Below are 20,927 nucleotides of genomic sequence, written 5' to 3' on the forward strand. Positions count from 1 at the left end.
TCACATTCACGTCAGCCGTCGAGATGGCGGAACGCCTCGTGCGCCGAGCGTACGCTCTCGCGGAGCGCTCGCCGGAGCATGTCGGCGTCGTCGCTGAGATGCCCGATCTCAGGCCCGGAGAACCTGGCCGCGCCCGTCTCGGCGACGAGCTGCTCGTACTCGGGCAGGTGCGCCCGCAAGGCCTCGATCTGCCCCTGGGAGAGCAGCGCCCGCTCGGCGTCGGCCACGTGGCCCGCGTAGCGTTCCAGGGCCTCGACCCGCGCGAGGACGGCGGCCTCGCTGGCGGCCAGCGCCCGCTCCAGCGGCGCCATCGCCGCGACCACCTCGGGACTCCTGCCCCCCCTGGCGAGGTGGCGGTGCTTGGCCCGCAGCGCGGAGAGCTTGGTCAGCAGCCGGGCGATCTCCCACTCCTCGGCGGGGAGCATCACCGAGTTGCGCACGCTGTCGAGCATCCCCATCGCGTTGACCCGCGAGCGCAGGATGTGGTCGATCGCGCGCTGGACCCGGCCGAGCAGGTGCCTGGCGTCGTGGTCGAAGTCCTCCAGGATCAGGAAGCGTCCCTGCCAGTGCCGCGCGTGCGCGTACAGGATCCGCTCGACGGAGTCGGCGGGGGAGGGCTTCCTGGCGAGGTAGATCACCCCGAGGATGAAGAGGTACAGGAAGCTCAGCATGGTGAGTGCCACGACGGCCTCGGGGACCGGAGCGCCGATGGCGAACATGCCGCCCGCCGCGAGTGCCACCGTCCCGCCGAAGATCCCCACGAGCACTCCGGGGATCCTGGGGTCGTCCTTGTCCCTGGGCGGGCGAGCGGTGCGGAGGCGGTAGAGCAGCGGACCGTTCCGGCGGAAGAGGTCGGCGACATCCCTGGGCACCTCAGGATCGACCACCACGCGCTGCACAGGCTCGCCCCCTTTGCCGTGTTTCAAGAGCATAGCGATTAACCATGTTTCAGGTCATGCGTCCTTACATGGTGCCTCCCCATCATCGAGTATCGCGTGCCAAAAAGATGATCGTAATAATTGCCCCGGGATCACCCGGGGCGGGTCCGGGGCGGATTGTTCGATGTCGGGGACGGCGCGCCGGCCGAGCGGAGGGGACCCGGTGGCCGGCCCGGCCCGTGCGGAGCGCGATCCGGTGGGGACGCGGCGCGGCACGGACCGGGCGTGCGGGACCTCGGCCGGGCGCTGTCAGCCGATCCTCTCGCCGTACACGTGGTCGACCGTCATCACCATGAGCACCCTGCGGTCCGACACCATCACCGACCGGTACTCGTCCCAGTCCGGGTGCTCCCCGGCGGCGACGCGGTAGTAGTCCACCAGTGCCTCGACCTCGGGACCGTGGGGATCGGTTCCCGGGCCGGTGAGGGTCGCCGTGCCCTCGGCGGTGGCCCACGCCCGGCCGTCGGGGCTGGTGACCTCCAGGGTGGCCCGGGGGTCACGGCGCAGGTTCGCCGTCTTGGCGCGTCCCTCGGTCATCGAGACGTAGAGGACACCGGCCTCCCGGTCGTAGAAGGGCATCACGGGGGAGAGCTGGGGGCGGCCGTCCGACTTGATCGTCGCGAGGACACCGAGCCGGCTCTCCGTGAGCAGCGTGCGCGGATCGAATGATGTGGCGGTCATGTCCAGGGCCAAGGCGCGACCCGATGCCGGTTATTCCTCTTGCTCCTCCTGTTCCTCGCGACGCTGGTGCGGGCGCGGTCGCGGTCGCGGTTCAGCCGGTCCCGCGACGCGGAGCCGGCTTCACGACGGCCGACGAGTACGTTCCGCACGCGGCCGCCGCCGTCCGGGGGTTCCCTCGCGGGTACGGCCATGGGCACGGCCGCAGGACCGGGCGCGGGGAGGCCCGGTGAGGTGTCAGCGCCCGGAACCCTCGGCGACTCTCGGCGGGTCCCGCCACGACGCGCCCGGGGGCGGGGCGGTCGCGCAGACGACGTAGTGGTGCGGGGCCATGGCCGACATGCGGCCGAACAGCAGGCCCAGGCAGGCCGAGTGCAGCGCCTCCGGGGTGGTGTCGGCCGACGTGAAGCACACCAGCCGATGCCCGAGCCGTTCGTCGGCCTCGGCGACGACGGCCGTTCCGGCGGCGGGGGCCGCTTCGCCGGTCAGCCGCGCGAGCGCGTCCGTCGTCAGGCGCTCGACCTCGGGGAGGTGGACCCAGCAGCCGTCGACCAGCAGCCAGCCGTCGTCCCGGGGTACCGGGACGACGCCGGTGAGGGCGGTCAGTTCGGTCAGCGGCACGTCCCGGTCGCCCGCCTCGATGAGCAGCCGGGCGATCCCCTCGCCGAGGGCCGTCGTGTCGCCGCGGGGCAGGCAGCGCGGGTCGGCCCACAGGGTGACGTCGAACTCGCCGTGCAGCCGGTGGACCCAGAGCGAGGTGCGCGTGGGCAGGGTCGACGGCGGGAGCCAGACCGAGTGGACGTCCTCGCCGGTACGGCTGACCCGCGTGCCCCGGCCGGGAACGCTCATGTCGTTGAACACGACGTCCCGGGCGAAGAAGAGGCCGCGCTCCCGCTGGACGTCCTCCATGATCCGGATGAGGGCGGCCGAGTCGAACCGGCTGTTCTGGTACGCGGCCATCGTCGCCGAGCGCGCGCCGCGCAACACGGTGTCGAAGCCGTCCTCGCCGACCTCCACCGGGATCAGCGCGTCCTGGGCGAGCGGTCCGACGTACTCGCGCAGCTCGGGCCGGAACCGGTTCGCCGCGATGGAGAGCACGACGACCGTCCCCAGGCGGGCCCGCAGTCCGGCGAGCACGGCCAGGGCCGCGAGCACCGCCGCCGACGGGCTCGTCCCGGTGCGTGCGGAGATCCGGTTCAGCGCCCTGGCCGCCGGGACCGAACGCACGCGCAGCCGGGGGAGGAGCCAGTCCGTCTCGCCGTCCACCGGGACCGTCAGCGTGGAGCGGGGCACCCCGCGCAGGTGGCCCTCCCAGTAGCGGAGCGCCGCCCCGGCCCGCCGCAGGCCGGCCGGGGTGTGCTCGGCCGCCGCGACGTCGAGCGGCTGCGGCGCGGTCACCGGCGCGAGCGGCTTGCCGAGGAGGAGTTCGTCCCACTCGGCGAGCAGTACGGCCAGCCCGGCCGCGTCCATGGCGCTGTGCGTGGTCACCAGAACGGCCTGGCGGGGCACGCCGCCGGAGGCGATCACGGCGACCCGGAGCGGGATCTCCGCGTCCAGCGCGAAGCGCGTCCCCTGGAGCCGTCGCGCGACCTCCTCCGCGAGGTCGGCGTCGGGTGTCTCGGCGCGGGCCCGAGCCACCCCTTCGCCCTCGGCGTCCCCGGTGCCCTCCGGCCCCCGGCCTTCCGTGCCGTCGGCGCCCGGTCCGGCCGGGGGCTCGCCGATGTCGTGGACCTCGACGGCCACGCCCCCGGCGGCCAGGACATGCTGGAGGTCGTCGTGGAAGGTCGTGCGCAGGGACTCGTGCCGGGTCACCAGCTGGACCACGGCCTCGGTGATCACGGCGAGCGTCGTACCCGGCTGGACGGCCCGTACGACGCGGTAGTTCATGTGCTCCGGGGGGTCGGCGAGCATGCAGCGGACCATGTTGGCCTGGCCCGTCGTCAACGGACCGTGGCGCGCCGTCAGACCGGAGAAGCGCGCGGTGGTCACAGGCCGCTCACCGGACACCACTCCACACCGGAGACGCCACTGGAGACATGACCGGAGACGCCGTTGGAGGCACTGCCGGACACGCGGCCGGTGCGCCGGGCGCTCGGAGGCTCCCGGCGGGCGTCGGCCACGCCGCGCGGCCGGTGCATGCAGGAGGGGGCCGGCGGGTCGGATCGGTGGAGGAACCTGGACCGTTCCTGCCCGAACGAGAGCGGTTGTGCCAAGGGAAGCCACCAAACCGGAAGGTCCGTTATTGGAAAGTTTGCTTACAGTTTCGAAGGTGACGTCAGTGAATCATGTCGACGAGAGACGCGACAAGCCCTTGCCCGCCACGGTTTTCGCGCCTCGTCCGTCGTTCCGTACCCGTGTCACGCTGGTGATCGGTTCTTGACTGTAAAGAATGTTTGCAGTCAGGGGCTTCGCGGTCCGATGCCGGAGGGCGTCCGTCACCAGCTCGCTCCCGCCTCCGCCAGGGAGACCGATCGTCCTGGGACGGGGGTGACGAGCAGGTTGTCGAGACCGGCTTCCGAGAAGGCGGCCCGCACGTCCGTCCGGCCCTCGGTGAAGTGGCTCCAGCCCTCGACGTGGAGCGGCACGACGCACCGGGCTTTCAGCAGGCGCGCGGCGGTCACCATCTCGGCGGCGTCCAGGGTGAGCCGCTCGTCGATCATGGGTACGCGGGCGGCGCCGCCGAACAGCAACGCGATGTCGATGACCGGGAACCGGCCGGCGACGAGCTCCACGCACTCCAGCGAGGCGTTGTCCCCGCTGACGTAGACGGTGGGCAGCCCGTGGCCGGTGAGCACGAAGCCGGTGACCTGACCGACGACGGGCTCGCACCCCGGCGGTCCGTGCAGGGCGGGAACGGCGGTGACGCGGACCTGGCCGACGTCACGGTGCTGCCAGGGGAGCATCGGGGTGACCCCGGTACGGGCGGCGGCCTCGGGCGTGCTCAGGGTCAGCGGCACGGTGGACATCTTCTGGCGGCCGAGCGTGTCCAGGTTGTCGGGATGCTGGTCGTGGCTGAGCAGCACCAGGTCCACCCGGCCGATGTCGGCGGGGGAGAGGGCGGGGCCGACGGTCTTGGTGAGCGTGAGGGGCCCGGCGGGGTGGTCTCCCGGCGGATCGAAGGTCGGGTCGGTGAGGATGCGCAGCCCGCCGAGTTCCAGCAGGGCCGTCGGGCCGCCGATCACGGTGATGATGGTCGTCACGGGCGGTTCCGTTCGCTGCGCGGTCGGGCATCGTCCGGATCACGCTAGCCGAGCCGGGATCCCGCGCGTCCCGGACACGCCGGACCCGGGTGCCCCCGTGACCTGCGACGACCCCGGATCCGGCCGTACCGGTGGCGATCCTCCCGCCGGTGACGATCACCCCGAACCCGAACCCGAACCTGCGCCCGAACCCGAACCCGAACCTGCGCCTGAACCCGAACCTGCGCCCGAACCCGAACCCGAAGCCGAACCCGATCCAGAACCTGACCCCGCGCCCGATCCGGGATCCGCGCCCGATTCAGAGCCCGAGCTCAGGGCCGAGCCTGACCCCGCGTCCGATCCGGAAGCCCGCGCCCGCTCCTGTGGCCGCAGGAACGGGCGCGGGCCGCGCACCGGCCGGTCCTGGTCACCGCCGCCCGGCGACCAGGACCTCCACCCTCACCACGCCGTGCTCACGGCCCCACGCGGACCGTCAGACGGGCAGGACCCGCAGGGCGGGATAGCGGACCGAGTTCAGGTACAGCTTGTCGGTGCCGTGTTCCTTCTCCAGCTCCAGGACGAACCGGTAGCGGTAGAGACCGGGCTTGGCCTCGCTCATCACCGCCCCGGCCCAGTAGTAGTAGACGGCGGTGTACTTGTCGCGCATCCGGTCGGGAGCGCCGTAGACCTTGAGCTCGGTCATGATCCGGCGTTCGGCGACGTCGTCCTCGTCACCCTTCTCGATGTCGAGGAAGACGATGTTGTTGATCTTCGGCATCGGGGGCCAGCCGCCGTCCGCACCCTTGTGCATGTCGATCGGGCGGATGATCCAGTTGACCACCTGCCCCTGCTTGCAGATGGTCTCCAGGTGGTCGCTGCCCTGCCCGACCCCGCCGACGCTGTTGTCCATCATGTAGAGGCAGCCTTCGAGCGACTGCGTCGCGGCGGCCCTCTCCATGTCGACGAGGGTCACCACGTTCAGCTGGACGGAGTTGAGCTGGCCGCGATCGGTGAAGTCCGTGGCCGCGTACGCCTGGGTCATCGGCCTTCCTTTCCCTCGTTGGCGGGGCCGGTCAGGGTCGGCCGGGCGGTGAGACTGAACGGCGTGCTGACGGTGCCGAGCAGGAACGAGAGCCGGTACGGGACCGGCTCGGTGATGTCCTGCTTGACCTCGGCGGTCCAGAACACGATGTCGGTGCCGGGATACACCTTCTGCGTGGGCTCGGCGATCCGCGGGTCGATCTCGATGTCGCTGAGGGACACGTAGGTCTCGCACTCCAGCGGGATCACGTTCCACAGCAGGGTGTCGCCCTTGCGCACCCGGCTGTGCAGGGCGGGGGTCCCGAAACCGGTGGACCCCGCGGACTTGTTGGTGTCGTAGAAGTAGAGGTTGTCGTCCAGGTTCTCCGACGCCAGCGCGGCCACCGGGTCGACCACCGCGGTGATCGTCACGGGCCGGGTCGGCTGGCTGGACTGGGCGGGCTGGCGTTCTGGCTGCTTGTTCCTCGGGGGCATGTGGCTCCTCCGCTCGAAAACGCTCCGGGTCGGGTCAGCGGACGGCCGGGACCGCCGGGAGGGGAAGCACGCCCACTCCGGCACCGGTGAACCCGTTTCGCTTCGGGTCATTGATGATCTTGAGACTGGACTTGCAGGTCATCTCCACGGACTCCCAGACCATCTCGTCGTTCCGCTCGACCAGCTCGTGCAGCTGGATGTGCATCGTGTACGAGTAGACCCCGGGCCGGCTCGTGTCCACGGTCGCGGCCCAGTACCAGCCGTCGTAGATCATGTCGGGCGACCCGTACTGGGCCGGATACATGATCTTCTCGGTGACGGCCTCACCGGTGATGTCGGTGATCACCGGAGCCGGGTAGTTGTACGCGGCGTTGCCGCTCGTGGTCTTGCCGGTGACGTCCAGCAGCTTGGCCGCGGTGAGGCCGCGCCCGCCGCTCGGCTTGCCGGCGCGCTTGCCGACCCGCCGCTGCAGCCGCTTGAGATCGGTGTCGCTCACGCCGTCCTCGGTGCTGAGCGAGGCCAGCTCCCTCAGCGTGCGCCGGTCGTCGGCGCGCTCCTGCTCGGCCAGGTAGTTGCGCGGCACCGTCGGGGGGATCGACCCCAGCGCCGCGGGCAGCCAGTTCAGGACCTGCTCGGTCGCCTGCGACCCGTCGAGGAAGTGGGTGCCGGGCACGATCGTCACCAGCTGCTCGGTGCCCACCCCTGCGGAGCCGAACAACTTCATGTTGTCGAACCAGTACGTGTTGCCGTCGAGCGATCGCGTCCGGAGCGCGTTCTCGACGTCGAAGAGCACGATGATCCCGTGTTGCTGGGCCATGAAACCGCCTTTCGCAGAACGTGTCTCACACGCGCAGCAGCGCGGGCGAGTCGATGTGCAGCACGCTGTTGGGTCCTTCGTGGAGCCTGACGGAGAGCCGGTACCGGTACGGGACACCGGGCGTCATGTCGTAGGGCACGATGCCCTCCCACACCAGCAGGTCGTAGTTCTCGAAACCGTTGGAACCCGTGGCGTCGACCCGTGCCCCGGCCACGACACCGGGTGCCGGGACGGTGGAGGACTCCGCGGGGTGCGGAGCCCCGGCCTGGGCGGCCGGGGGCGAGACGGCCGCACCGGACAGGAACTCGATGGCCTGGATCTCGACCGGGGTCTGCACGTCCACGTGGATGGGCGTCCACTGGACGACCTGCCCCGGGGCCACCGCCGTGACGAGGTCGGGGGTCCCCTGGTGCCTGCTCCCCGCCGAGCTGTCGTCGACCAGCGAGATGTTGCCGTTGTGCAGCGTCCGGTCGGACAACGCCCCCACGGCGTCGACCATCACGACGATGCTGATCCTCTGTTTCATCGATCCTCCCTTGTCGGATGTCATTCGGGCGTACGGGCCACCACGTGCTCAGCCCCGGTCCCTCACCAGCGGTGTCTTGCCGACGGTGGTCCGTTCGATCTGCGGTGAGGAGGGGGGCACGAACACCAGCTGGAACCCGTATCCGGTCTGCTCGATGGCGGCCGCGTTCGCCTCCCGGTCGTTGAAGAGCGACAGGGAGCTCGGCAGCGCCAGGGTGAACAGCTGCCGGACCCCGCTCGGGCCGAGCGCGTGCTCGACGGCCGCGGTGGTGCCCTCGGCGTCGTCCACCGCCGCCAGCAGGGTGAGGGTCCGGTCCTCGCGGTGGTTGTGGAACTGGATCTCGTGCGCGACCAGGTCCAGGTCGACGCCGGTCGTCGAACGCAGCCGCGCGCGCAGGGCCGCGTAGGCCAGCGTCGCCGAGTACTGGCTGTCGTTGAGATGCAGCACGTCGGCGGTGCGCCCGGCGAACTCGAATCGCTCGGTGCGCAGTCCGGGCCCGTTCAGGGCGGGACGGCGGACCATCCGGTCGCCGAGCTTGAGCCGGAGCAGCGGCGTCTCGTCGGCGTGCAGCCGGGTGACGACCAGCTCGCCCTCCTCGCCTTCGGCGACGGCACGGCCCTGCTCGTCCACGATCTCCACCAGGTGCAGCCCCGGCACGGCGGAGAGCGCCTGCGAGGTGTGGTCGAGCTGGAGCCCGACGCACTCGGCCTGGGTCGCGGCGAAGTAACTGAGGATCGACACGTTGGGGAAGAACGCCTGCAGCTCGTCGCGCTTGCGCTGCGGCAGGGAGCCGCTGCCGTACATGGCGACCCGGAAGCTCGCCCTGGCGTGCGGGGGCAGGCCGGCGCCCAGCTCGGGCAGGAGCGCGATGCCCGCGGTGATGCCCATCAGCGCCTTGTGGCCCGGGTAGGAGAACATGTGCTCCAGCACCGGCGCGCTCACCGGTCCCGCGCCGATGTAGTTGACCTCGGGGACGTGGGACAGGACGCCGCCGACCATGGTCCCGCTGCTCCACATCTGGTAGTCGGCCAGGGTGGTGAACAGCCAGCGCGGCGCGGGGCCGCGCAGGTAGCGGCCGAGCTGGTAGGCGCCCATGAACGCCCCGGCGATGCGGTAGGTGTCGCGCAGCTCCCGCAGGGAGTAAACGATCTCCAGGGGCATGCCGTCACCGGTGCCGCCGCTGGCCACCACCTCGAACCCGCCGTGGTCGAGGGGCACGACCATCCCGGCCCGCGCGCCCATGAACATGTCCCGCTGCACGGTCTTGTCCGAGAGGGGGATCCGCTCCCACTCGGACATGTCGGCGGGGGCGTCGTGGATCCCGAAGTAGTGCAGCCGCTCGCGCCACAGCGGGTTGAGCAGGGCGACGCCGACGAGCTGCTGGAGCCGGCGGAACACCAGCGCGTTCTGGAGGTCGAGCGGGGTCTCGCAGTAGGGGACCCCGGCGAGCCGCCCGCACTCCTCCAGCTTCCCCGCGAACGACGGCAGCCGGATGACGTCGTCCACCGAGCGGGGCCGCAGCTCCTCCTCGGGGATCAGCCGTGCCGCCAGCTCCGCCGAGGTGGCGATGTCCAAATCCGTCATGGTCATGAATGGCTCCCGTTCCGCTGCTGGTCGTGCCGCGGCGCGGCGCTCGCGCGCAGCACCCGTTGCCCGATGTCCCTGATCTCGGCGATGAGCATTGCCAGGTGGTCGGCGTCGATCAGGTGGTTCATCACCACCACGCGCAGCGCCGCCACCCCGTCGATGTCGACCTTGGAGATGAAGAAGCGCCCGCCGCCCCGGATCCGGTTGCGGATCTCCAGCTGCAACCGGTGCACGGTGGCCTGTTCAAGGCCGTCCGGCAGGTAGCGGAAGCACAGGATGTTGGACTCCGGCTCGTGCGCCACGGCGAAGTCCGGCTCGGCGGCGAGCATCCGGTACGCCTGCCGGGTCATGGCGCACAGCCGGTCGATCCGCTGCGCGAACAGCGCCGGGCCGTAGACCGACCAGACCGTCCAGAGCGGCATGATCATCGGGCGTTTCGTGCACTCGAAGTTCTTGTCCGCGCTGTCGTAGGCGCTGTAGACGTCCGGTTCCTCGTCGAAGACGTAGCTGGCGCGCTGCCGGAACGCGCCGCGCGCCGTCGCGCCGTCACGGTAGAAGAGCAGCGTGCACGGCGCCGGCATGAACAGCATCTTGTGGGCGTCCCAGGTCAGCGAGTCGGCCTGCTCGATGCCGCGCAGCCTGTCGCGGTGCCGGTCCGACAGCAGCAGGCTCGCCCCGTGCGCCCCGTCCACGTGGAGCCAGAGCCCGTGGCGGCGTGCCACGGCCGCGAGCTCCTCCAGCGGGTCGAAGGCGCCCATCGACGTGGTCCCGGCCGAGGCCACCAGGCAGAACGGCCGCAGGCCGCGCCGGTGCGCCTCGTCCAGTATCGGACCGGCCAGATCGGGGCGGATCCGCCCGGCCCGGTCGACCGGGAGCCGGATGATCTGCCGCTCTCCGATGCCGAGCACCCCGGCCGCCCGGGTCACGCTGTAGTGGGCCTCCTCGCTGACCGCGATGGCCGGGGGACCCGACATGCCTCCGGCGCCGCGCGTCCAGATCTGCGGGAAGGCGCGGTTGCGGGCGGCCAGCAGCGCGGTCAGGTTGGCGAGGGAGCCCCCCGAGGTCGTCACCATGGCGAACCGGTCGCGGTCCCAGCCGATGAACCGGTTGAGCTCCTCGGCCATGAGCCGCTCGGCGACGCTGGGGAGCTGCCCGGCCTCGTAGAAGGAGGAGGGCTGGTTGACCACCGAGCCGACCAGGTCCATGAGGCTCGCCAGCGGCACCACGCCGGAGAACTGCCGTCCCATGTAACCGGGTGAGTAGACCGGGATGCCGGTCCCTGTGTACAGGTCGACGATCTGGTTCACCCGGTCGGCGTCGAAGTCGGCGACGCGCTGTCGTTCGGGGGTCATCAGCCCCCGCGCGGCCTTCAGCAGCACCGCCGGATCGAGGAGGTCGAGCCCGCGGACCGACCGGTCGCCCAGATACGTCGTCAGGCGGCTGACGATGTCCACGGCGCCGTCGTGGAAACGTTCGGGGTCGAAGGCGGCGATGAGGCTCGGAGTGGGTGACCGGTAGCCTTCGCCGGTCGCCGGCTCTGGGGCCATCGGCTCGGGAAAGGGACTCTGGACATCGGAAAGCGAACTCGTCACGGAGGAGGCTCCAAACGATCCGGCGTCGAGAACATTCATATGGCCGCGCCTGGACAAGAGTTCGGACATGCTTAATTGAACTCTTGGGCGATCACATTAGGGTTCTCGTGAATAAATGCGTGATCTACGGTGGTGCGTCGAACGGGAAAGAGGCCCCCGGCATCTGGGGACGTGAGGCGGAATGCGTGCCGCCAGGCAGTTCCGAAGACTTGGAACGGTCCAAACACGAGAGGGAATGTTGATCGGTGATGGAGGGAGATGGCATGGTAGGGCCTTGCTGCCCCTGTTCAAGCCCTGTTCGAGCTATTTTGAATCAGGTCGGCGACGAGTTTGCCGGCGGTCAGGGGCTGGAGGAGACCCGTCGTGGACGAATCGCGATTGATTCGAAGTGCATTTCGCCCGACGTATACCTTGGCGCGCCCGTCATGTAAGCGACCTAACCATTGATGACAGGAGGGGCGCAAGACCTCGGACGCAGGTGGAGTGGCAGATTCCGGCCACAGTTACTCACGCGAGGCGATTGAGATGGGGAGGCGCTCGGTGAGCCCCACCTGTTTTGGGGCTTATGGGTTTTCTTGGGAGCGTGGATTAGGTCAGGCATTTGAGGCCGCGCGTCGACGGTGATCCTATTAACCGGACATCCTTATTGTGGGGGGCTGTATCACCAAAATGCGACAGAAGCCTCGATGGGGAGATGTGCCGTGATTTCTTGGCATGTTTGCGTTAAAAGAGGTATCTCTGATGTTTCGAGCGATAGCGGGTTTGCTGGAGGCTGATTAGCGTCACTCCCGAACCGCCGTCCCGGGTCGGCGAGTGATCATCGCTGGCTGTTCAGGACGCGGACGCGCGGCACCCTGTGGGCCATGTCACCTCGGCGCGGGTCGTCGCAGGCGAGCCGCAACCCATGCCCACGACCTGACCGGGGCTTGGGAAAGGTCGGCACGGGACAGGAGGCAACGCTGGTCAACGGCAGCCAGCCAGGGAAAGCGGAAGGCCGCCAAGGCCCCCGGGCTGGGACTTTGGCGGCCGTTACGTTCGATCCGCGATGGATGGTGGACGATACAGGGATTGAACCTGTGACCTCTTCCGTGTCAGGGAAGCGCTCTCCCGCTGAGCTAATCGTCCTCGGGTGAACCAGAGCGGAAGACGGGATTCGAACCCGCGACCCTCACCTTGGCAAGGTGATGCTCTACCACTGAGCCACTTCCGCGTTTCGGCTTCGGGTTTCCCCTCCGCGCTCGCACTACTTTACCGGATCCCTGGGGGTCCGATGGTCGTGCGTTGAGGTGGAGACGGGATTTGAACCCGTGTAGACGGCTTTGCAGGCCGTTGCCTCGCCTCTCGGCCACTCCACCGGTCAGGTCCCTGAGGACCCGCCGGAGCGGAAGACGGGATTCGAACCCGCGACCCTCACCTTGGCAAGGTGATGCTCTACCACTGAGCCACTTCCGCGTGACCCCGGGAAACGCTCCGGGGCACGTGAAAACTCTAGCGCCTCCACAGGGCGGATGTGCGCAACCGGACGGGCTGCCGAAGATCCTCACCTGGTGACCGGCTGGACGTCGGCGGCCCGGACGAACATGATCCGGTGCCCGAACTGGATCTGCCGGTAGCGGATCCCGCCCGTGACGACCCGGTGATCGGACGGGTCGAAGGCGGCCGCCCTGAGGTACGAGGCCCGCGTCGTCTCGCCGGAGCTGTACGCCTGCCCCGCCGGTATCGAGTACTGCAGCGGGGCCAGGGCCTGCACGGGGACGCCCCCCGGGTAGGCGGGCGCCTTCGGGTACGCCCTGCCGTACACCCTGACCGGGGAACGGCCCGGCCTGGGCGTCACCAGGGGGCCGGACGCGCGTACGGAGGTGGGGGCTCCGGCCGGATCGTGGAACCAGGCCTTCTGGCCGAGGTACCAGATCGCGGTCCAGTCGCCCCTGCGCCCGGCGAGCGCGTACCGCTGGCCGGTGGAGGCGCGGGCGGCGTGGTCGTAGACGCTGTACGTGGAGTCGCCGGTGGGGTGCTTGCCGACATCCTTGACCAGCGGCGCGGTGGGGGAGGGGCGCGTGCGCAGCCAGACCGAGGCGGCGCCCAGGGCACGGCACCCGCCGGTACAGCCGGTGAATCCCGGGCTGTTGGTGCCGTAGTCGGGCCTGATCAGCACCGAGCGCGCGTCGTCGCCGCCCGAGGCGCGCAGCGGCCTGCCGAGCAGCTCGAAGTAGTGGGCCCAGTCCCAGTAGGGGCCGGGGTCGTCGTGCATGCCGCCCACGGTCTCCGGGGTGGTGCCCGGCACGTTGTCGTGCCCCAGGATGTGTGCCCGGTCGAGGGGGACGTCGTACTTGGCGGCGAGGTGGCGGACCAGCCTGGCCGACGCCAGGTACATCGCCTCGGTGAACCAGGCGCCGCCCCTGGCCAGGTAGCCCTCGTGCTCCAGGCCGATGGAGCGGGAGTTGACGTACCAGTTTCCCGCGTGCCAGCCGATGTCCCTGGCCCGCAGGTGCTGGGCGATGTGGCCGTCGGCGGAGCGGATGGTGAAGTGCCAGCTCAGGTAGGCGGGGTTCTTGACCAGGCGGGTCATGGCGTCGTAGCTCGTCTCCCCGTCGTGGATCACGATGTAGTCGATCTTCCGGGGGCCGGCGGACCGGTCGTGGTTGCCGTACCCGCCACCGGGGAGCCGCTGGTAGGCGGCCGGGAGCCACTCGCAGGAGACGCTCTTCGGGCAGTCGGGGCCCGGCACGGGGGCGGGCCGCTGGGCGAGCGTCAAGGCCGTCTTCGTGGGGGGAGCGGGGGTCCTCGTGGCGGGAGGGGGCGACGGGGGTGACAAGTTCGACGGGGTTGGGGTGACCGGGCCTGGGGTGGGTGAGGTGGTGGGCGGCCCGGTGGGCGAGGCGCGCCGTTCCAGGGGGAACGGCACTCGCGGATCGGACGGTCCGGAGCGCCTCGCCGGGGTGAGGGGGGCGGGTGGTCCGGAGTGCTTCGTCGAGGTGAAGGGTTTGGACGATACGGGGCGTCTCGCCGGAGTGAGGGGGCCGGATGTTCCGGAGCGCCCTGCCGGGGTGGGGGGGCCGGGTGTGGACAGGTCCGGGGTGGCGGGGAGTGTCACCCGCTCGCCGTCGTCGGTCACCCGCGAGGCGCCGGACCGGATCGTCGCGTAGACCTCGTCGGCGAAGGACAGCGCCGCCTCCTTCCCGGCCGCACCCTTTTCCGGGACGCCGGGATAGCGGGCCACGGCGTCGTACCAGCTCGCCGGGTCGTCGCCGGGGCCACCGCCGCCGGTGCGGCGCCGATGGTCGGCGAGCAGTGCGGCGCCGCCCATGATGTTGGCGGAGGGGTCCTCGCGCAGCCGGTCCGGGGAGAGGCCGGTCAGCTCCGAGGCCCGTCGCAGGGTGTCCTCCGGCGGGTCCGGCGCCAGGGGCGGAAGGGCGATCACCCGTGGCCGGGTCTCGTCGCCGCGCGGGTCCTCCCCGGCGCCGTGGGGGCGCCCGGGTTCGGCCCGGCCGTCGATCAGGTGCATCGGGCCGTACCCGGCGGAGACGCTGGGCAGGCCGCCGTGGCCCTCCCAGCGGGACTCCAGGTAGGAGAGCGCGAGCAGCACGCTCTCCGGCACCCCGTACCGCCGTGCCGCCTCGGTGAAGGCGGCCTGCCTGCCGGAGCGCGGCCTCGCCCCCGTCGATGTCACCGCGCCGGGAGGCGTCGTGGTCTCGGAGGGGGTGGGGGGTGTCCGGGGCCGGGTGGGCAGGTCCCCGGGGAGTGCCGCCTCCGCGGGGACGACCGAGGCCGGGACGATCGAGGCCAGGGTGATCGAGGCCGGGGTGATCGAGGCCGGGACGATCGAGGCCGGGGTGATCGAGGTCAGGATGGTGAGAGCGACGACGGTGATCCCCGGCAGGCGGTGCATAGCGGTTCCTCCCCCTCTGATAACTACCTAGAGTTATCAGAGATTACCGAGTGTCGTGCGTTGCGACGGGATTGAGATGTTGAAGAGATTCTCTGCCCGAAATCGGGCAGGAAACTTGGTGTGTTCTCTCCCGGATGCGTATGGTCCTGCTCTGTGTCCACGGCACGGAATCCGCACGAGGATCTGATCACCCACCTGACCCGGACGAGCGCGCTCGGTCCGGGCGAGGCGGCGCGGGTCGTCGCGGACGTGCTGGCCTACTTCTCGGAGCCCGTCGACGAGTTCGTCCGGCGGCGTCACGCGGAGCTCAAGGCCAGGGGGCTGGTCAACGACGAGATCTTCCCCAGGGTGGCCGCCGAACTGGCGGTACGCCGTGTCGCGGCCCCCGAACTCTCCCTGCGGCAGCTTCGCCGCATCGTCTACGGGTAGCGGACGACGGCACCTCGATCGTTTACGGATGAACGGATAAGGAGCGGTTACATGTGCGGAATCGTGGCCTACGTGGGGCCCAAGGACGCGGCACCCATCCTGCTGGAGGGCCTGCAGCGTCTTGAGTACCGGGGCTACGACTCGGCCGGGGTGGTGGTCTCCAACAAGGGCCTCAAGATGCGCAAGGTCAAGGGCCGGGTGGCCGACCTGGCGGCGGTCGTGCCCGCGCGGTTCAAGGGCGGCCTGGGCATCGGCCACACCCGCTGGGCCACCCACGGCGCGCCCAGCGACGTCAACGCCCACCCGCACCTGTCCACCGACGAGCGCATCGGCGTCGTGCACAACGGCATCATCGAGAACGCCGACGAGCTGCGCGCCAAGCTGGAGGCCGACGGGGCGATCTTCCTGTCGGAGACCGACACCGAGGTGCTGTCGCACCTGATCGCCCGTACGGTGAAGGAGGCCGACTCGCTGGAGGAGGCCGTGCGGACCGCGCTCAAGCGGGTCGTCGGCACGTACGGGATCGCGGTGATCGACTCCGAGCGGCCCGGCGAGGTGGTCGTGGCGCGCAACGGCAGCCCCATCGTGCTGGGCATCGGTGAGAAGGAGATGTTCGCCGCGTCCGACGTCGCCGCGCTGGTCCGCTACACCCGCCAGGTGGTGCACCTGGAGGACGGCGAGATCGCCGTGCTGCGGGCCGACGGGTTCAACACCTTCGCCAGCGACGCGCGGGAGACGGCCAAGGAGACGCTGACCGTCGACTGGGAGGCCGGGCACTACGACACCGGCGGCTACGAGCACTACCTGCTCAAGGAGATCTCCGAGCAGCCCGACACGGTGGCCAGGACGCTGCGCGGGCGGCTGGACGACCGCTTCCACATCGCCCACCTGGGCGGCCTCAACATGGACGCGCGGGAGACCCGCTCGTTCCGCCGGGTGAAGATCATCGGCTGTGGGTCCGCGTACTACTCGGGCCAGATCGGCGCGCAGCTCATCGAGGAGCTGGCGCGCATCCCGGCCGACGCGGAGCCGGCGAGCGAGTTCCGCTACCGCAGCCCGGTGGTGGAGGCCGACACCCTCTACGTGGCGATCAGCCAGTCGGGGGAGACCTACGACACCCTCGCCGCCGTGCAGGAGCTCAAGCGCAAGGGCGGCAGGGTGCTCGGCATCGTCAACACCGTGGGCAGCGCGATCGCCCGCGAGTGCGACGGCGGCGTCTACCTGCACGCGGGTCCCGAGGTCTCGGTGGCGAGCACCAAGGCGTTCACCTCGACCGCCGTGGCCTTCGCGCTGCTCGCGCTGCACCTGGGCCGGGTGCGCGACCTGTCGCCCGCCGACGGCCGCAGGATCTGCGACGGCCTGCGGAGGCTGCCGGACCAGATCAAGGAGATCCTGGCGCTGGAGCCGCAGCTCAAGGAGCTGGCGGGCAGGTACGCCGAGTCGCCGAGCATGATGTTCGTGGGCCGGGTCAGGGGCTACCCGGTGGCCCGCGAGGGCGCGCAGAAGCTCAAGGAGATCTCGTACGTGCACGCCGAGGCGTACCCGGCCAGCGAGCTGAAGCACGGGCCGCTGGCGCTGATCGGGCCGGACATGCCGACGGTGGCGATCGTCCCCGACGACGAGCTGCTGGACAAGAACCTCACCACGCTGGGCGAGATCCGCGCCCGGGGCGGCCGGGTGCTCATGGTGGGCCACCGTACGGCCGATCCCAAGCTGGCCGACGACTGCGTCGTGGTGCCCAAGAACGAGACCGAGCTGGACCCGATCCTGCTGTCGATCCCGCTCCAGCTCTTCGCCTACCACGCGGCCGTGGCGCTGGGCCGGGACGTCGACAAGCCCAGGAACCTGGCCAAGAGCGTCACGGTGGAGTGAGTCCCGCCCTCGGATCCTGTGAAGCGATCGTCTCCGATATCCGGATTTTTGGTGTCTTTTCCGGTGGTCCGTGATCGAGTGCGGACCACCGGAAGTTCCGGCATACCCCACTTCATCACGGAAAGTGATGGGTAGGTAACCTGTGGAATAGGGGGTTCTTGGGGGGAAGGGGCGCTTATGCGCCGTAGGGGGTTTTTCGCATTGGCGGCGGGGGCCGTGCTCGTCGCGGGGTGCGGCACGGACGGCGCCGCCTCCGCGGTGAAGCGCCTGTTCCTCCTCGAACCGACCGCCGACGGCCACGGCTGGGACGGCATCGCGGGCAGGCTGGCGACCGTCCTGGTCCAGTCGGGACTGGTGAGCACCGCGATGGCCGTCGAGCGGGAGGGGGCCCTGGGCTCCGCCCCGCGCGACGCGTTCGGCGCCTTCCGCGGCCCCTTCGCGCGCGAGGGCAGGCTGCTCGTCACCTCGATGCCGATGGTGGCCGCCGCGGAGATCGCCAACACCGCGGCCGTGGTGAACGCCGCCACCCCCATCGCCCGCCTGGTCGGCGACTGGGCGGTCCTGGTCGTCCCCTCCGGCTCCAGCCTGCGTACCTTCGAGGACTTCGTCGCGCGGCTGCGGCGCGACCCCGCGAAGCTGACCGTCGGCGGCCGGTCGGAGGGCGGCTCCGACCACGTGCTCTACGGCATGATCGGCAAGTGCCTCGGGGTGGACACCCGGCTGCTGGAGTACGCCGGATACCTCACCCCCGAGGACGCCGCCGACGCGCTGCACGCCGGTGGGGTGGCGGCCCTGCTGGGGTCGGCGCGCGCCCTGCGGCCCGAGATCGCCGCGGGCCGCCTGCGGCCCCTGGTGGTCTCCTCCGGCGGCCGGATCGACGGGATCGACGCCCCGACGCTCATGGAGGTCGACGTCCGGCTGGAGTACAGCGACTGGTGCGGCCTGCTGGGGCCCAAGGACATGAGCCCGGGGGACCGGGACGCCGCGATCGCCCTGTGCGACGGTATCGACGCCACGCCGCGCTGGCGTGCCCTGTGCGCGTCCCACGGCTGGAGCCGGGTCTACCTCAGCGGCGACGAGTTTCGCCAGTGGCTCTCCACCGAGACGGCCCGCACTCGCGGTGTGCTTCACGAGCTCGGGCTGCTGAAGTCGTCCGACACAACTTGTTGGGGTAGTTGCGTCAGACGCCCCTAGATGTAGGATCCTGCTCGTTGCTGGTTCGCCCCGCGAGGGGCGAGGCAAGAGGGAACCCGGTGAGATTCCGGGACTGCCCCGCAGCGGTGAACGGGAACGAAAGCCGTCATTTGAGCACTGGGTGAGTCATGCCCGGGAAGCGACGGCCGGTAGGCGTGTGTGGTGTGCCCGTGAGTCCGAAGACCTGCCGGTGACGTGATTGTCCAGGGCCTCGTGGGAGGGCCCGCGGAACGAGGCGATCCGGCGTGCCCGGGATCGCTCGCGGACGCGTGCCCATCCGGCGGAGCCGTACGGGGAAGTCCGATCGAGCGAGGGGCACTACGTGACACAGGCATTGGCGGAGACCGCGGCGGGTACCGCGACGGGCGATGGCGACGTGGAGAATGTCGCGAATGCCGGAAACACCGGGAACGTCGGGAACGTCGGGAACGCGGTGTCGACCGCGACGGGCGGCGTCGGGAACGCCGGGATCGCGACGGACAACGGCGATGTCGAGAATGCCGCGAATGTCGAGAATGCCGCCAGCGCGTTGGACGGGCGCAGGCTGGCCATCGACGAGGCCGCCGCACGGGTGATCACCGATCCCGCCAACTCCAGGGTCGCCGCCGCGATGCTGGCCGGGCTGATCGCCGACGAGGCCGCCGGGCACGGCGTCCGTGACTTCTCCGAGTCCGTCGCCGCGACCCACGAGGCGGGGCTGATCCAGGACGGGCTCGCGGAGTTCGTGGCCGCCCACGCCGGGGTGCTGGACGCGTTGATCGACCCGGAGGCCGACGCCAGGTTCGAGTACTTCGGGCTGCGTACCGTCTATGACCGCTACCTGCTGCGCCACCCGAGGACCCGCAAGGTCCTGGAGCGCCCGCAGCACTTCTTCCTCCGGGTGGCCTGCGGCCTGTCCGAGACCGTCGAGGAGGCCGCCGAGCTGTACGCGCTCATGGCAACCCTGTCCTACCTGCCCAGCTCGCCCACGCTGTTCAACTCCGGCTCGCGCAGGCCCCAGCTCTCCTCGTGCTTCCTGCTCGACTCGCCCCGCGACGAGCTGGAGTCCATCTACGACCGCTACGGGCAGGTCGCGCGGCTGTCGAAGTACGCGGGGGGCATCGGGATCGCCTGGACCAGGGTCCGCTCGCGGGGCTCGCTGATCCGGGGCACCAACGGCCACTCCAACGGCATCGTGCCCTGGCTGCGCACGCTCGACTCCAGCGTCGCCGCGGTCAACCAGGGCGGCCGGCGCAAGGGCGCGGCCTGCGTCTACCTGGAGCCCTGGCACGCCGACGTCGAGGAGTTCCTGGAGCTGCGCGACAACACCGGCGAGGAGGCCCGCCGCACGCACAACCTGAACCTGGCCAACTGGATCCCCGACGAGTTCATGCGCCGCGTCGAGGTCGACGGGGTCTGGTCGCTGTTCGACCCCAAGGAGGTCCCGCACCTCACCGACCTGTACGGCGCCGCGTTCGACGACGCCTACCGGGCCGCCGAGGCCGAGGGCCGGTTCACCCGGCAGATCCCCGCCCGCACCCTGTACGGGCGGATGATGCGCACGCTCGCCCAGACCGGCAACGGCTGGATGACCTTCAAGGACGCGGCCAACCGGACCTCCAACCAGACGGCCAGGCCGGAGAACGTCATCCACCTGTCGAACCTCTGCACCGAGATCCTGGAGGTCACCGGCGACGCGGAGACCGCCGTCTGCAACCTCGGCTCGATCAACCTCGCCGCCCACCTGGCCGAGGGTTCCTCCGAGGACGGGATCGACTGGGCCCGGCTGCGCGCGACCGTCCGCACCGCCGTGCGGTTCCTCGACCGCACCATCGACCTGGGCTTCTACCCGACCCCCGAGGCGGAGGCGGCCAACCGGAGGTGGCGCCCGATCGGGCTCGGCGTGATGGGCCTGGCCGACGTGCTGTTCGCGCTGCGGCTGCCGTTCGACTCGCCGCGCGCCCTGGAGCTGTCCACCAGGATCTCCGAGGAGATCGCGCTCGCCGCGTACCGGACCTCCTCCGACCTGGCCGTGGAGCGGGGCCGCCACCCCTCGTACGAGGAGACCAGGGCCGCCGACGGGGTGCTGCACCCCGACCACTACGGGGCGGCGGGGTCGGCGGAGTGGGCGGAGCTCAGGGAGCGGATCGCCGGGACCGGCCTGCGCAACTCGCTGATGGTCGCGATCGCGCCGACGGCCACGATCGCCTCCATCGCGGGCTGCTACGAGTGCATCGAGCCGCAGGTCTCCAACGTCTTCAAGCGCGAGACCCTCTCGGGGGAGTTCCTCCAGGTCAACCGCTATCTTGTCCGCGACCTGCAGGCCCGTGGCCTGTGGACCCCGCTGACCCGCGACGCGATCAAGCGCGCCGACGGCTCCGTCCAGGACATCCCGGAGATCCCCGCCGACCTGAAGGCGCTCTACCGGACCGCCTGGGAGCTGCCGCAGAAGGCGCTGATCGATCTGGCCGCCGCGCGCACCCCGTACATCGACCAGTCGCAGTCGCTGAACCTCTTCATGGCCACGCCGACCATCGGCAAGCTCTCCTCGATGTACGCCTACGCGTGGAGGTCGGGCCTCAAGACCACCTACTATCTGCGCTCGCGCCCGGCCACCCGGATCGCGCAGGCCACCGTGGCGGCGCCGACGGTGCCCGAGCCGGAAGCCGTCGCCTGCTCGCTGGAGAACCCCGAGTACTGCGACGCCTGCCAGTAGCCGTCCCTGAAAGCTC

General features: G+C 70.5%; 15 protein-coding genes, 4 tRNA genes and 1 riboswitch. Of the genes, 4 read left to right on the top strand and 15 right to left on the bottom strand.

Annotated elements, in window-relative coordinates; all coding sequences use genetic code 11:
• Positions 1 to 11: 11 nt before the first annotated feature.
• From ACSC1Q_RS04620 to ACSC1Q_RS04690, 15 genes are all read right to left on the bottom strand, one after another.
• Positions 12 to 899, bottom strand: a complete 888-nt coding sequence (locus ACSC1Q_RS04620) for a hypothetical protein (RefSeq protein ID WP_436757390.1) — start codon at positions 897 to 899, stop codon at positions 12 to 14.
• Positions 900 to 1,187: 288 nt separating this feature from the next.
• Positions 1,188 to 1,619 (bottom strand): PPOX class F420-dependent oxidoreductase, encoded by a 432-nt coding sequence (locus ACSC1Q_RS04625; protein ID WP_436757391.1) that lies wholly within the window; start codon positions 1,617 to 1,619, stop codon positions 1,188 to 1,190.
• Positions 1,620 to 1,853: 234 nt separating this feature from the next.
• A complete protein-coding gene (locus ACSC1Q_RS04630; protein WP_436757392.1) occupies positions 1,854 to 3,605 on the bottom strand; it encodes a hypothetical protein in 1,752 nt (583 codons plus the stop codon).
• A 446-nt stretch (positions 3,606 to 4,051) separates the two neighbouring features.
• Entirely contained in the window at positions 4,052 to 4,816 is a 765-nt protein-coding gene (locus tag ACSC1Q_RS04635) for an MBL fold metallo-hydrolase (protein WP_436757393.1), read from the bottom strand.
• Between the two features lie 472 nt (positions 4,817 to 5,288).
• Positions 5,289 to 5,837 carry a DUF8788 domain-containing protein gene (locus ACSC1Q_RS04640; RefSeq protein ID WP_436757394.1) on the bottom strand — a complete coding sequence of 183 codons (549 nt, stop codon included), beginning with the start codon at positions 5,835 to 5,837 and terminating at the stop codon, positions 5,289 to 5,291.
• The gene (locus tag ACSC1Q_RS04645; protein ID WP_436757395.1) at positions 5,834 to 6,310 is read right to left on the bottom strand and encodes a DUF8788 domain-containing protein; all 477 of its coding nucleotides are present in this window, start codon (positions 6,308 to 6,310) and stop codon (positions 5,834 to 5,836) included. Before ACSC1Q_RS04645 ends, ACSC1Q_RS04640 begins: the two co-directional genes overlap by 4 nt.
• Positions 6,311 to 6,344: 34 nt before the next feature.
• On the bottom strand, positions 6,345 to 7,127 hold the full coding sequence (locus tag ACSC1Q_RS04650) for a hypothetical protein (RefSeq protein ID WP_436757396.1): 783 nt from the start codon (positions 7,125 to 7,127) through the stop codon (positions 6,345 to 6,347).
• Between the two features lie 25 nt (positions 7,128 to 7,152).
• Entirely contained in the window at positions 7,153 to 7,653 is a 501-nt protein-coding gene (locus ACSC1Q_RS04655; RefSeq protein WP_436757397.1) for a DUF8788 domain-containing protein, read from the bottom strand.
• Between the two features lie 48 nt (positions 7,654 to 7,701).
• Positions 7,702 to 9,243 carry an acyl-CoA synthetase family protein gene (locus ACSC1Q_RS04660; RefSeq protein WP_436757398.1) on the bottom strand — a complete coding sequence of 514 codons (1,542 nt, stop codon included), beginning with the start codon at positions 9,241 to 9,243 and terminating at the stop codon, positions 7,702 to 7,704.
• Positions 9,240 to 10,787, bottom strand: coding sequence for a pyridoxal phosphate-dependent decarboxylase family protein (locus ACSC1Q_RS04665; protein ID WP_436757399.1), 1,548 nt, complete (start codon positions 10,785 to 10,787; stop codon positions 9,240 to 9,242). Before ACSC1Q_RS04665 ends, ACSC1Q_RS04660 begins: the two co-directional genes overlap by 4 nt.
• A 1,095-nt stretch (positions 10,788 to 11,882) precedes the next feature.
• Positions 11,883 to 11,957: transfer RNA gene (locus tag ACSC1Q_RS04670), tRNA-Val, on the bottom strand.
• 13 nt (positions 11,958 to 11,970) lie between these two features.
• Positions 11,971 to 12,042: transfer RNA gene (locus ACSC1Q_RS04675), tRNA-Gly, on the bottom strand.
• 74 nt (positions 12,043 to 12,116) lie between these two features.
• Positions 12,117 to 12,187, bottom strand: a tRNA-Cys gene (locus ACSC1Q_RS04680).
• Between the two features lie 25 nt (positions 12,188 to 12,212).
• Positions 12,213 to 12,284, bottom strand: a tRNA-Gly gene (locus ACSC1Q_RS04685).
• An 88-nt stretch (positions 12,285 to 12,372) separates the two neighbouring features.
• Complete coding sequence (locus ACSC1Q_RS04690; RefSeq protein WP_436757400.1) at positions 12,373 to 14,721, bottom strand: N-acetylmuramoyl-L-alanine amidase; 2,349 nt, start codon at positions 14,719 to 14,721, stop codon at positions 12,373 to 12,375.
• A gap of 153 nt (positions 14,722 to 14,874) precedes the next feature.
• Between ACSC1Q_RS04690 and ACSC1Q_RS04695 the strand changes: the two genes are divergently transcribed.
• The 4 genes from ACSC1Q_RS04695 (at position 14,875) to ACSC1Q_RS04710 (ending at position 20,911) form a co-directional block, all read left to right on the top strand.
• Entirely contained in the window at positions 14,875 to 15,150 is a 276-nt protein-coding gene (locus ACSC1Q_RS04695) for a hypothetical protein (RefSeq protein WP_344743159.1), read from the top strand.
• Between the two features lie 51 nt (positions 15,151 to 15,201).
• On the top strand, positions 15,202 to 17,022 hold the full coding sequence (gene glmS, locus ACSC1Q_RS04700) for a glutamine--fructose-6-phosphate transaminase (isomerizing) (protein ID WP_436757401.1): 1,821 nt from the start codon (positions 15,202 to 15,204) through the stop codon (positions 17,020 to 17,022).
• Positions 17,023 to 17,223: 201 nt separating this feature from the next.
• Complete coding sequence (locus tag ACSC1Q_RS04705; RefSeq protein ID WP_436757402.1) at positions 17,224 to 18,216, top strand: tripartite tricarboxylate transporter substrate-binding protein; 993 nt, start codon at positions 17,224 to 17,226, stop codon at positions 18,214 to 18,216.
• 4 nt (positions 18,217 to 18,220) lie between these two features.
• Positions 18,221 to 18,422: riboswitch (cobalamin riboswitch) on the top strand.
• A gap of 116 nt (positions 18,423 to 18,538) precedes the next feature.
• On the top strand, positions 18,539 to 20,911 hold the full coding sequence (locus tag ACSC1Q_RS04710) for a ribonucleoside-diphosphate reductase subunit alpha (RefSeq protein ID WP_436757403.1): 2,373 nt from the start codon (positions 18,539 to 18,541) through the stop codon (positions 20,909 to 20,911).
• Positions 20,912 to 20,927: the final 16 nt, after the last annotated feature.

The organism is Streptosporangium heterodermiicola, from assembly GCF_051390675.1.
Classification (GTDB): domain Bacteria; phylum Actinomycetota; class Actinomycetes; order Streptosporangiales; family Streptosporangiaceae; genus Streptosporangium.

Excerpts from the sequence above, each read along its gene's own strand:
- ACSC1Q_RS04625 (WP_436757391.1), bottom strand. The coding sequence starts at position 1,619 with ATGACCGCCACATCATTCGATCCGCGCACGCTGCTCACGGAGAGCCGG.
- ACSC1Q_RS04640 (WP_436757394.1), bottom strand. The coding sequence starts at position 5,837 with ATGACCCAGGCGTACGCGGCCACGGACTTCACCGATCGCGGCCAGCTC.
- ACSC1Q_RS04645 (WP_436757395.1), bottom strand. The coding sequence starts at position 6,310 with ATGCCCCCGAGGAACAAGCAGCCAGAACGCCAGCCCGCCCAGTCCAGC.
- ACSC1Q_RS04650 (WP_436757396.1), bottom strand. The coding sequence starts at position 7,127 with ATGGCCCAGCAACACGGGATCATCGTGCTCTTCGACGTCGAGAACGCG.
- ACSC1Q_RS04655 (WP_436757397.1), bottom strand. The coding sequence starts at position 7,653 with ATGAAACAGAGGATCAGCATCGTCGTGATGGTCGACGCCGTGGGGGCG.
- ACSC1Q_RS04660 (WP_436757398.1), bottom strand. The coding sequence starts at position 9,243 with ATGACCATGACGGATTTGGACATCGCCACCTCGGCGGAGCTGGCGGCA.
- ACSC1Q_RS04665 (WP_436757399.1), bottom strand. The coding sequence starts at position 10,787 with ATGGCCCCAGAGCCGGCGACCGGCGAAGGCTACCGGTCACCCACTCCG.
- ACSC1Q_RS04690 (WP_436757400.1), bottom strand. The coding sequence starts at position 14,721 with ATGCACCGCCTGCCGGGGATCACCGTCGTCGCTCTCACCATCCTGACC.
- glmS (WP_436757401.1), top strand. The coding sequence starts at position 15,202 with ATGTGCGGAATCGTGGCCTACGTGGGGCCCAAGGACGCGGCACCCATC.